The organism is Pseudomonas sp. 2995-3, assembly GCF_002742565.1.
GTDB lineage: Bacteria > Pseudomonadota > Gammaproteobacteria > Pseudomonadales > Pseudomonadaceae > Aquipseudomonas > Aquipseudomonas edaphica.
On the sequence record NZ_LJSB01000183.1, the window covers coordinates 47,279 to 58,154 of the forward strand.

Annotated in this window: 10 protein-coding genes; 6 read left to right on the forward strand and 4 right to left on the reverse strand. The window is 62.3% G+C overall.

All coding sequences use genetic code 11. From position 1 onward, the window contains the following. Positions 1-56: 56 nt before the first annotated feature. From AOA62_RS16355 to AOA62_RS16365, 3 genes are all read right to left on the reverse strand, one after another. On the reverse strand, positions 57-1,448 hold the full coding sequence (locus AOA62_RS16355) for an alginate export family protein (RefSeq protein ID WP_099549184.1): 1,392 nt from the start codon (positions 1,446-1,448) through the stop codon (positions 57-59). Beyond that, the gene (locus tag AOA62_RS16360) at positions 1,445-2,338 is read right to left on the reverse strand and encodes a VOC family protein (RefSeq protein ID WP_017134596.1); all 894 of its coding nucleotides are present in this window, start codon (positions 2,336-2,338) and stop codon (positions 1,445-1,447) included. Before AOA62_RS16360 ends, AOA62_RS16355 begins: the two co-directional genes overlap by 4 nt. Positions 2,339-2,523: 185 nt before the next feature. After that, the gene (locus tag AOA62_RS16365) at positions 2,524-3,096 is read right to left on the reverse strand and encodes a LuxR C-terminal-related transcriptional regulator (RefSeq protein WP_017134597.1); all 573 of its coding nucleotides are present in this window, start codon (positions 3,094-3,096) and stop codon (positions 2,524-2,526) included. 130 nt (positions 3,097-3,226) lie between these two features. On the opposite strand from AOA62_RS16365, the gene AOA62_RS16370 reads away from it, so the two are divergent. Genes AOA62_RS16370 through AOA62_RS16380 form a run of 3 tightly spaced genes read left to right on the forward strand, consistent with a single transcriptional unit; the run spans position 3,227 to position 7,305 of the window. Continuing rightward, positions 3,227-4,405, forward strand: a complete 1,179-nt coding sequence (locus tag AOA62_RS16370; protein ID WP_099549185.1) for an acetyl-CoA acetyltransferase — start codon at positions 3,227-3,229, stop codon at positions 4,403-4,405. A gap of 3 nt (positions 4,406-4,408) precedes the next feature. After that, complete coding sequence (locus AOA62_RS16375; protein ID WP_099549186.1) at positions 4,409-5,944, forward strand: class I adenylate-forming enzyme family protein; 1,536 nt, start codon at positions 4,409-4,411, stop codon at positions 5,942-5,944. 38 nt (positions 5,945-5,982) lie between these two features. Further along, positions 5,983-7,305: an MFS transporter gene (locus AOA62_RS16380; RefSeq protein WP_099549187.1), complete on the forward strand. Its 1,323-nt coding sequence runs from the start codon at positions 5,983-5,985 to the stop codon at positions 7,303-7,305. Positions 7,306-7,309: 4 nt separating this feature from the next. On the opposite strand, the gene AOA62_RS16385 is transcribed toward AOA62_RS16380, so the two are convergent. Continuing rightward, positions 7,310-7,621, reverse strand: a complete 312-nt coding sequence (locus AOA62_RS16385; RefSeq protein ID WP_017134601.1) for a hypothetical protein — start codon at positions 7,619-7,621, stop codon at positions 7,310-7,312. A gap of 202 nt (positions 7,622-7,823) precedes the next feature. On the opposite strand from AOA62_RS16385, the gene AOA62_RS16390 reads away from it, so the two are divergent. The 3 genes from AOA62_RS16390 to AOA62_RS16400 are packed head-to-tail and all read left to right on the forward strand — an operon-like array spanning position 7,824 to position 9,986. Further along, positions 7,824-8,480: a secretin and TonB N-terminal domain-containing protein gene (locus AOA62_RS16390; RefSeq protein ID WP_017134602.1), complete on the forward strand. Its 657-nt coding sequence runs from the start codon at positions 7,824-7,826 to the stop codon at positions 8,478-8,480. Further along, entirely contained in the window at positions 8,477-9,022 is a 546-nt protein-coding gene (locus AOA62_RS16395) for an RNA polymerase sigma factor (RefSeq protein WP_017134603.1), read from the forward strand. Before AOA62_RS16390 ends, AOA62_RS16395 begins: the two co-directional genes overlap by 4 nt. A 37-nt stretch (positions 9,023-9,059) precedes the next feature. Next, positions 9,060-9,986, forward strand: a complete 927-nt coding sequence (locus tag AOA62_RS16400) for a FecR domain-containing protein (RefSeq protein ID WP_099549188.1) — start codon at positions 9,060-9,062, stop codon at positions 9,984-9,986. Positions 9,987-10,876: the final 890 nt, after the last annotated feature.

Consider the following 10,876-nt stretch of genomic DNA (forward strand, 5'->3'; position numbering starts at 1 on the left):
GAGTTACTATTGCCCTGCACGTGTCGAAGGGCTTGTACACCTGTGCTTGCTTGGGTTTACCAACTGAATTTGAGCTCGACTCCCAGGTAATTGCTGTCGTCACCACCGGCCTCGCGCAGGGTGCGGCCCACCGCGTAATGCACGGCTTCGACCGCGCCGGTAAGGTTCGGTGTGAAGTCATAGTCGGTGCGCAGCTGAGTGTAGGCGCCGGTCCAGCGTTCACCTTTGCCTGCAGTGCCGGCCACGGGCAAGTTCGGTTGGGTATAGACCGCGTCTTCGGTGGTCTGTCGCCAGAGCAGGCCGATGGCAGTCTGTACGCTCAGTTTGGAAATGGGCTTGACGGTGATCGACGGTTTGACGTGGATCAGGTTGCTGTAGCCCGTATAGCCGGCCAGTGAAAAATAGTAGCCGTTGGGAAACAGCGGGTTGAACGTGCCGACGGTAGCGTCACCCGCTTTGCGGTCGCCGGAGGCGATATCCAGTTGCACGCCGAGCCGTGGTTTCCATGCCAGGCTGTCAAGCGTGTAGCCCGTACGGCTGCCAGCAGCCCACGCCCGAATCGACTTGCTCCCCACCGACCCCCTTTGCAGCATCGCCTCGATGTCCCAATCGAAGCCCCGGGCCACACCGCCCAGGCGGGCGTCGAACAGCTGGCGGGTTTCCTCGCCGTCGGCGTCCAGGTAATGCGCAGCGCTGCGTTCATACACGCCGTAGTAGGCCGACAACTCATTGCTGCCGCCCACCAGTCGCTCGACCCGCAGCAGGTGAAAGCGAGCGTCGCTGTTGGAGCGGTCGTCGAAGTGTCTCTCGTCCTGATACTGCACCGGCTGGCTGGCGATCGCGATAAAACGCCAATGGGGGGTTTCCCAGTCGGCCCAGAGCGCGTCGAACGACTGGCGCACATTCGGCCCATCCCGCGACGAGATAAAACGCTGCAAGTCGAAGGCGAAGTCCTGGCGGCCGATACGGCCCTTGAACGTCCCGCTGCTGAAGGTGTTCACGTACTCGGCAAAGGCCAGCCGCAAGTCGACACGGTTTTGATCGGCACCACCCACTGTGGTTTTGTCGTACGCCCGAGCATCTTCGAGTTGGGTGAACACCCGCCAGTTTTCGTCCAGGTGCAGGTCCGCGTGGATCTCAAAGCGCTGGATCAGGTAGCGATCACGCTTCACATCGCGCACGCCGAAGCCACTGGCATCGTTCATCTCGAAGCGTTCGCGCAAGCTCGCGCCCAACGACAGGTACGTCAACGGGTTGGTGCTTGACAGCGGGATGTACTTCAAGTTGTCCAGCGGTTGCGTGCGCAGCACCGGGTCTTGCAGCACCGACCAGTTTTCCTGCCAGCGGTTGGTTTTGAGCACCGGTCGGGTGGCTTGCTCCTCTGCGTGGGCGCTGGCGGTGAGCAGCGGCCACAGCACGGCCAAGCCCCAGGGGGTATGACGATTCATTTTGTCGCGCTGAGCTGGTGAATTTCCGCGACGTATCCACCGGGAAATTCGACCATTGCGCTGCGCCGCCCTTTGCTCGCGAACGCCGGTACCAGCACAGTGGCGCCAGAGCCTGTGGCTTTGGCCAGGGTAGCCGTCAGGTCGTCGACTTGGTAACCGGTGGTCTCATGGCCGAACGGGTAGGGCAGTTGGCCATTGGTCACCAGTACGGCCATGCGTCCGAACGGCGATTGCAGGTCGACACGCCGGTAGAGGCCGCCCTGGCCGATATCGATACCCGGCGCGTGTTTGTCGTCAGCCAGGACCTTGCCATGGGAAAAACCGAGGAAAGCGTTGATAAACGCCTCGGCCCGCTCGGCTGGCAGGTATACGCGGTTTTCCGGCACCGTCTGAAACCCTGCGTAGTTCGGCGCCTGGGTGTGCCAGTAGAGCTGCATGTTCACACCGCCTGGCCACTGCACCACGGCATCGCGGCCGATAGGGTCGGGAAAGTCACTGACAATCACGGCCGCACCATTTTCCCGCGCGGCCTTTAGGGCCTCGTCCATGTCCTTGACTAGATAACCGTTGCGCTCCTGGCCAAACGGATGCGGTATGGGGGTGCTGAAGCCGAACAGTGACACCGTACCGACTGGCGTCTGCAGCAATTGCGAGGTGGTACTGCTTGGCACTGGCAGTACGTTCACCACCACTTGTGGGGTACTTTTGCCACCGAAGGTCGCGAGGAAGCTCGTGGCAAAGCGGTCCACATCAGCGGGTGCCACGTAGACGTGGCTGGTGTCGTATTGCGGTGCCACTGCCACGCTCGGCGTTGCCGCAAAAGCGCTGTTCATCATGGCCCCGACCAACAGCGTCAATGCCAGGCTTACCGTATTCGCGTTTCTACCCATGCCTGCTCTCCAGTCGTTTTTGGAAAGTCAGGAGCTTAGGCGGCCGGCACGGATGCGAATTGTACGGGCGTGCTTGATGGAACACTTGAGGCCGGAAAGTCACAGGGCATGACAGGTGCGGTTTTCAGCGCGGGATACTGCTGTAGCTTCGAGTGATATCGCAACCCGACAAAAATCCACCTCTGTCACACCACCATAATAATTTTCGACACCAATTCCACCACCGTCTTGGCCTGCAACTTTCTCATCAAGCGCGCCCGGTGCACCTCCACCGTGCGGTGGGAGATCGCCAGGCGTAGGGCTATTTCCTTGGACTTGAGGCCATTGACGATGTGCATGGCGATTTCCCGCTCCCGTGGCGTGAGGTCGCCGGTGCCCTGGTGGGTGCGGTCCAGGCGTTCGAAGTGCCAGATCATCAGCTTGAACGGGTCTTTGGGCGTGAGGGTGTAGCCGTGGGACCTGGCCCAGAACACTTCGCCGTTGTGGTGCTGCATGAAACGCTCATCGGAGTAAAAGCCGTTTTCGCTTTCCAGCAGCCATTCATGGCTGCGCTTGCCAATGGCGTGGTAGTCAGCCTGGGAAGGGTAGATCAGCAGCGTCAGCTGGTTGACCAATGCGTCGCGCGAATAGCCGAACAACTGCAGGAAAGCCTCATTACAGTCGACCATTACGCGGTTGCGGGTGACCAGTTGCGGCGCGGGGGAGAGCTGGAACGCCAGGCGTTCTATGTCGTGGAACTGCTGTGCAAACGCGTTCATTGGGCATCCTGCCTCGTCGCTTTTCTCAACTGGGGCTACTTAGCCATGTAAGTAGTTGCACGAATTGGCGCGCGCCCAACGGTGGGTCATTGTAGGTAAATGTCCGCGCCAAAAATAGAAGAAATTGATTATGCCAGCTGATTGCGTCTCCATTGTTGCTGCCGGTCATTCACGTTTTGGTCGCCTTGAAGGCACCAGCCTGGAGGATCTGATCGTACAGGTCACCCGCGAAGCCCTGAAGGACGCGGCGATTGACGCGAGCGAGATCGACGCGTTGTTCCTTGGCCACTTCAACTCCGGGTTGGTGCCCGACGGGTTCCCGGCCTCGCTGCTGCTGCAGGCCGACCCTGGGCTGCGCTTCAAACCGGCGACCCGCTGTGAAAACGCCTGCGCGTCCGGCTCTGCGGCAATCCTGGCCGGGGTCCAGGCGATCCTGTCCGGCAGCGCCGAGCTGGTATTGGTGGTGGGCGCGGAAAAAATGACCCACACCACCACCGCCGAGGTGACCCAGGCCTTGGCCGGTGCCGGTTATCAGAACGACCCGGCCGAAGCGGGCTTGAGTTTCCCGCAGCTGTTCGGCCGTGCGGCGCGCCAGTATGCCGAGCGCTACCACTGCCCGTTGGGCTCGATGGCGGCCATCGCCACCAAGAACCACTCCAACGCCATGGCCAACCCGCTGGCACAGATGCACCGGGTGATGGATTTCGAGCACTGCAACAACGTGTCCAAGAGCAACCCGTTTGTGGCCGATTCGCTGCGCCTTACCGACTGCTCGCTGATCAGCGACGGCGCCGCCGCGATCATCCTGGCCTCGCCCAAGCGCGCGCGGGCGTTCCGCCGTGATGTGCAGATTCGTACACTGACCCAGGTCAACGATTGCCTGCCGATTACCCAGCGCGACATCCTCGCGTTTGAAGGCCCGCAACGCGCGATCCATACGGCGTTGCGCGGGGCGAATATCACCCTGGCCGACCTGAGCTTCGCCGAGGTGCATGACTGCTTCACCATCGCTGAGCTGCTGATCTACGAGGCCATGGGCCTGGCGCCCAAAGGTGAGGGGCACCGTGTGCTCGACAGCGGTGTGGTGCGCGCGGGCGGGCGGTTGCCGGTGAACCTGTCCGGCGGGCTCAAGGCCAAGGGGCATCCGGTGGGCGCCACCGGTGTGTCGATGCATGCCCTGGCGTTTCGCCAGTTGACCGGCGAGCCGATCGGCCTGGCGGTACCCAACCCCGAATTCGGCCTGGTGTTCAATATGGGCGGGATGGCCGTGGCCAACTATGCCTCGGTTCTGCACGCGCGTCGGAGCTGAACCATGAACATTGCCAACTGGCTGCACGACACCCAGCGCCGCGATCCGCTACGCCCGGCGTTGTTTGAGGGCACGCGGCAAGTCGCCGACTACGCGACCTTCACCGCCCATGTCCGTCAACGCGCCGCGCAACTGGTCGATCAATATGGCCTGGTGCCGGGCGATGCGGTGGCGCTGTTGATGAAGAACAGCTGCGACTACCTGGAAGTGCTCTACGCCATCTGGTGGCTGGGTGGCGTGGTGGTGCCGATCAACGCCAAACTGCACCCGGCAGAAGCTGCTTGGATTGCTACCCATGCCGAGGCCCGCTTGATCTTTACCGACGGCGGCCGGGTCTTTGCGTCATCCCGGGACTTGCCTGCGCGCTGCAAGGAACTGGACGCTCACACACTGCCGCCGACCCGCGGCTGGCCGACCCTGGAGCAGCCGGTGCCGCGCCTGGACGAGGACCTGGCCTGGTTGTTCTACACCTCCGGCACCACCGGGCGCTCCAAGGGCGTGATGTTGTCCCACGGCAACCTGGTCGCCATGTCGCTGTGTTACCCCACGGATGTCGACCCGGTCAGTGCCGACGATGCAGCCGTGTATGCCGCGCCGATGTCCCACGGTGCGGGGCTGTACAACTTCATCCATGTGCGCTGCGGCGCCCGGCATGTGGTGCCGGCTTCCGGCGGTTTTGATGCCGGCGAGCTGTTTGGCCTGGCTGCGCAGCTGGGCAATGTATCGCTGTTCGCCGCGCCGACCATGGTCAAGCGCATGGTCGAACAGGCGCGGCGCCAGGGTTATGGCGGCGACGGGATCAAGACCATTGTCTACGGCGGTGGGCCGATGTACCTGGCCGACCTGTGTGAAGCGCTCGACACCTTCGGCGCGCGGCTGGTGCAGATCTACGGCCAGGGTGAAAGCCCGATGACCATCAGCGTATTGCCTCGCGCTGTGATCGCGGACCGCCAGCGCCCAGGCTGGTCAACCTTGGCGGCGTCTGTCGGCCACGCACAAGCCTGTGTCGAAATTCGTATTCTGGATGCCCGGCACCAACCGCTGCCGACCGGCGAGCGCGGTGAGATCGCCGTGCGCGGTGCCACGGTGATGCAAGGTTATTGGCGCAACCCGCAGGCCACCGCGCAAACCCTGGTGGATGGCTGGTTGCTCACCGGCGACATCGGCTTTCTCGACCTGGCCGGCTTCTTGACCCTCACCGATCGCTCCAAAGACGTAATCATCACTGGCGGCAGCAATGTGTACCCGCGTGAAGTCGAGGAAGTGCTGGTGCAGCATCCCGACGTGTCCGAGGTGTGTGTGGTGGGCGAGCCGGACGCGCAATGGGGCGAGTCAGTGGTGGCCTTCGTGGTTACGCGCAGCGGGCAGGCGTTGGATGAGGCCGAACTCACCGCGTGGTTTCTGCAGCGCATGGCGTCATTCAAGAAACCCAAAAAGTATGTGTTCAGGGCCGATTTGCCGAAGAACAGCTACGGCAAAACCCTCAAGACCGACTTGCGGCAGTGGTTGAAAGCAGCGAGTATCGCCGCGCTTTCCTAGCTTTTCATGGACAGAACAACCGACAAGGAGTCCCTTCGATGGGCAATACAGCGCAAGACACGCAGCGCAAGCGCCGCCGTGCATTCCTCGGTGCCACCTCCGGCCACTTGATCGAGTGGTACGACTATGGCGTCTACGGCTTTCTCGCCGTGTACATCGGCCAGGCGTTTTTCGTCTCCGACGACCCCACCACCAGCCTGCTCGCCAGTTTCGCGGCGTTCGCCCTGAGCTTCTTTATCCGGCCGTTGGGCGGGCTGTTCTTCGGCCCGCTGGCGGACAAGATCGGCCGGCGCAAAACCCTGATCATGGCGCTGGTGATGATGACCGGCTCCACTGTAATGCTGGGCCTGTTGCCCACTTATGCGACCCTTGGTATCGCCGCGCCGATCCTGCTGATTCTGGTGCGCTGCGTGCAGGGCTTTTCGGCGGGCGGCGAGATCGGCACCGTCACCAGCTTTATCTCCGAATACGCCGGCCCCGGCCGCCGCGGTTTTGCCACGTGCTGGTTGATGGTTACCGCCGTGCTCGGCCTGCTGCTGGGTGGCGCCGTGGCGAACGGCATGACCTGGATTCTGGGCGCCGACACGATGCAGGAATGGGCCTGGCGCGTGCCGTTCCTGATCGCGGCGCCGCTGGGGTTTATCTCCATGTATATCCGCCTCAAGCTCGAAGACAGCCCGGAGTTTCTGGCCCTGCAACGCGCCGGGCAAACCTCCCGCGCGCCGCTGCGCGAGGTCTGGCAGTGGAAACGCGCCATCGCCCTGGTGTTCTTCATCATTACCTTGCACAGCTCGATCTTTTACCTGGTGCTGACCTTCGCCTCGACCTACATGGCCAAGATCCTCAAGTTCGACAGCGGCACCACCTTGCTCTATGTGTTTGTCGCCAGCTTCTCGGCGGCATTCGTGATGCCGTTTGGTGGCGCCTTCACCGACAAATACGGGCGCAAGCCGTTTCTGATGGTGATCGGCACTTTGGCCACGCTGGCGATGTTCTGGCTGTTCAAATCGGCACCCACCGCCACGCCCGCGTCGTTCTTCGCGCCGTTGATGGCCGTGGCGATCCTGTTCGGGCTGTACGCCTCATCCACCTACGCGCTGATGAGTGAGTTGCTGCCGACGCGCATCCGCTCCACCGGGATTGCCGTGGCCTATAACGTGCCGGTCGCGGTGTTTGGTGGCAGCGCGCCGCTGATCTCCACCTGGCTGATCAAAGTGACGGGCGACATTACTTCACCGTGGTACTTCTACGTGGCCACCGGTGTGGTATCGCTGATTGCCCTGGTGGTGTTGCGCAAAGAAGATTTTGTTGCCAGCGGTAGCCCGGTGGTTGTGCCGCCTGCGGCTGCGGCGTTGGCCTGATTGCTCAGGGGCGTTGGGGTTTTACCGACGTCCCGAACGTATTGCCCATGCGGTTACTGGTCGCCGCCGGCGTGGCCAACCCCACCTGGTTCGGCGGCCGCTTGTGTACCGGGAGGTTCTGCGCCTCGCGGTTCTTTTGCGCGGCCTTGGCCGCGTCCGGGTCATTGCCCATTTGCTGGCTCAGGCAGCCATAGTCGGGCGCCTTGTACCCATCTACCGTGACTTCCGTGCAGCCTTTGGCAGCGGTTTCGGCGTGGGCGGCCAGTGGCAATGCGACGCACAGCAACAGGCCGGCGAATGGGGTGTAACGCTTCATCGGAGCCTCCTGGCAGGCCCGCACAGAGGGGCCGTTAGTGTTGCGAAGTGTAGTTCAGCGGGCTTGCCGTCACCGTGATGTTTTTTTTGCTATCACCGTAACATCAGGTTCATAAACGGGCCTCAGGATGACGGTTTTCAAGGACACGTCAGCCGTGCAGCGATGCCGCGTGGGGGGTGAACAGGGAGGCTGGAAGCGCGCCATGGGTGCCCTGGCCTTGCTGTTGCTGTTGGTTGGCATAACGCCCGCCAGCGCCGCGCCATCGCTGCTGACATTGGACCTGCCCGCGCAGGACCTGGAACACGCACTGCATGCCTACAGCCGCGCCACCGGGATGGCGGTGCTGGTCGACCGTGAGTTGACGCGGGGCCGGCGCTCCATCGGTGTGCGCGGGCGGTTCACTGCGCAGGAGGCGCTGGCGGTGCTGCTGACGGGGAGTGGGCTGATGGCGCGTTATGCACGTGATGATGCGGTCACCCTGCAAGTCCCGCCGACCCCGGCGCCTTTGCTGCGGGGAGCGTCAGCGCGCAATACGGCACGCATCAACACCAGTTACGCCGCCGCGCTGCAACAGGCGATCGAAGCCAGCCTGTGCCGCTCACCACTGACCCGGCCCGGCAGCTTTCGGGCGTTGGTGCAGGTGTGGGTCAACGCTGATGGCGTGATTGAACACAGCCGGCTGGTCAGCTCCACCGGCGACGAACAACGCGATGAAGCACTGGTGCGCAGCCTTGGGACAACCCGGGTCGAACGCCCGGCACCCAGCGCGCTGCGCCAGCCGGTGACGTTACTTTTGATGCCCGACACAACAGGAATACGCATGGAATGCACAGCAGGGACGGGAGCCGCGGGCGCATGAAGAACACCGGGCACAGTGCGATGGTCAGTCTGTTTCTGGCCTCCTATGAAGACTTCAAGGTGCGCCTGCGCAAACGCTTGGGCTCGGAGGACCTGGCCAATGATGTGCTGCACGAAACCTACCTGCGGGTCGACCGCATGGACGTGCCGCCGAACCTGCAACAACCCAACGCCTACCTGTACCGCATGGCCCTGAACATCGCCGCCGACCGCCGCCAGGCGGATGCGCGCTTGCTCACCGGCAGTGAAGTCGAGGCGTTGCTGCAAAGCGCCGATGAGGCCCAGGACCCTTCGCGGGTGGTGGGTGGCCAGCAAGAGATCCAGTCGTTGGTCAAAGCCCTGTACGAACTGCCGGCGCGCCGACGCAAGATCTTGATCGCTGCGCGCCTGGAAGAAGCGCCGCACCTGGAAATCTCCCAGCGCTTCGGTATTTCCACGCGGATGGTAGAGAAGGAAATCAAGGCTGCTTTGGGCCATTGTGCCAAGCGCCTGGAAAGAAAAGTGATTCAGCGGTTCGGTCCCGGGGCCGGAAAACCGTCTTAGTGTCGAGTCCCTGATAAAACCGTGAGTATGTGCGCGCTTGAACATTTTCAGTTTCCCCTCCACCCGGCAATCGCCCGCTGACCCTGTGCACGAACAAGCCCGTGATTGGTTGCTGTTGCTGACCTCGGGCCGGGCCACCGTGGCTGATGCCAAGGCGCTGCAGGCCTGGGTCGCGCAAAGCCCGGCGCATGCCCAGGCGTTCGAGCAGGCCAAGCTGTTGTGGCGGCAATTGGGCGCGGCCACCGAACAGTCGGCGCCGCACCGTCAGTTTGGGCGTCGTGCGTTCCTGGGTGGCGCGATTGCGGCCACGGCGGCAGTGGTGATGGTGCGTGTGGGCGTGCCGGGCGGGTTTGCCGGATTGAGGGCTGATTATCGCACCGAGGTGGGTGAGCAGCGCCAGGTGCTGTTGAGCCAAGGCGTCAGCCTGGAGCTCAACACACAGACGCGTATCAGCCGGGTCGGGCAGGGGATTGAGTTGCTTGAAGGCGAAGTCGAAGTGCTTGCACAGCTGGCGCAACCGCTCAAGGTGCAGGCCGGCGAGGGCTGGGTGACTGCGGCGCAGGCGCGGTTCAATGTGCGCAACACCGACCGCAATGTGTGCGTGACCTGTATCGAGGGTTCGCTGACGGTGGATGTTTCCGGGCGCAGTGTGCGCTTGGACAGTGGCCGGCAACTGACTTATGGCGCGGGAGGTGTGGGCGAGCCGATTGGGGTGGATGCGCAGGCGGTCGTCGCTTGGCGTGAACAGGTGCTGGTATTTAACAACGCGACATTGGCGACGGTGGTGGATGAGATCAATCGTTATCGGCCGGGGATGTTGGTGTTGCTTAATAAAGAACTGGGGCAGCGGCGGGTGCAGGCGCGGTTCAGTTTGCAGCAATTGGCAGGCGTGGCGCTGTTGATTCGGGATGCGTATGGGGCCAAGTGTACTGAGCTGCCGGGTGGGGTGGTGTTGCTCAGTTGATCGTTCCCGCGCTCTGCGTGGGAATGCCGCCATGGACGCTCTGCGTCCGCTTTTAAACACTGCTTGGTGTGTAGGATTTTTTCCTCGGTGATTGTAGGTGTCTTCTCGTTGTGTTTTTTCGGCCTCTTTGAACAGCTGCCCAATCCCACGGGCGGTGTTTATAGTCACTGCTGGGAAAAAGCACGGCAGGGAGCCGATCCTTCATGAATATCTGCAATAAGCATCTTCAGGGGCAGGCGGCACAGCCAACTTGTCTTGTGCATTCGGGGCACCGCCTGCGGGTGGCGCTCAAAGCGTGCGAAATTCCTCCGACGGCGTTTGCCGAGTGGTTGCGTATTAGTCCGCAACGTTTGAATAATTGGTTTTTGCGGGGTTTGCCGGATGTGCATCTGGAGGGGCTGGCGAGCGCGTTGAGTTTGAGCAGGGTCTGGCTTGAGACTGGGGAGGGGGAGCCGTAGGTTGGGGGTATATCCGTTATTTGGGTAACGGCGGCTATTGGTTCCGCTCTTACAGCGGGTCACTTTTGGCAAACGCCCCAAAAGTAACCAAAAGGTCTTCGCCCCACCACTCGGTGCCTCGCTTAGGCTCGGCATGCCCTCACTCCGGCTTGAATCCGTGGGCCGCCGCGATGGGCCATCCTTGGCCCAGCGCGGCTAACCCGGCGTCCTGCCGGGTTACCCACGGATTCAAGCCTGCGTTCGGCCATCGTGGTTAACGGGGCGCCTGAGATCAAAAGCAGATCAAGATCAAGATCTACAGCACGGCGGCCTGAAAGCCGACCTGAGTGGTTGGATCAAAAGCGAAAAGCGAAAAGCGGATTTGCATACACTGAAGAGCTGCTTTTCTGTGGGAGCTGGCTTGCCTGCGATGCAGACACCTCGGTACATCAG

Bases quoted from the DNA above. Each gene is read 5' to 3' on its own strand.
- AOA62_RS16355 (WP_099549184.1), bottom strand. From the start codon at position 1,448: ATGAATCGTCATACCCCCTGGGGCTTGGCCGTGCTGTGGCCGCTGCTC.
- AOA62_RS16360 (WP_017134596.1), bottom strand. From the start codon at position 2,338: ATGGGTAGAAACGCGAATACGGTAAGCCTGGCATTGACGCTGTTGGTC.
- AOA62_RS16365 (WP_017134597.1), bottom strand. From the start codon at position 3,096: ATGAACGCGTTTGCACAGCAGTTCCACGACATAGAACGCCTGGCGTTC.
- AOA62_RS16370 (WP_099549185.1), top strand. From the start codon at position 3,227: ATGCCAGCTGATTGCGTCTCCATTGTTGCTGCCGGTCATTCACGTTTT.
- AOA62_RS16375 (WP_099549186.1), top strand. From the start codon at position 4,409: ATGAACATTGCCAACTGGCTGCACGACACCCAGCGCCGCGATCCGCTA.
- AOA62_RS16380 (WP_099549187.1), top strand. From the start codon at position 5,983: ATGGGCAATACAGCGCAAGACACGCAGCGCAAGCGCCGCCGTGCATTC.
- AOA62_RS16385 (WP_017134601.1), bottom strand. From the start codon at position 7,621: ATGAAGCGTTACACCCCATTCGCCGGCCTGTTGCTGTGCGTCGCATTG.
- AOA62_RS16390 (WP_017134602.1), top strand. From the start codon at position 7,824: ATGGGTGCCCTGGCCTTGCTGTTGCTGTTGGTTGGCATAACGCCCGCC.
- AOA62_RS16395 (WP_017134603.1), top strand. From the start codon at position 8,477: ATGAAGAACACCGGGCACAGTGCGATGGTCAGTCTGTTTCTGGCCTCC.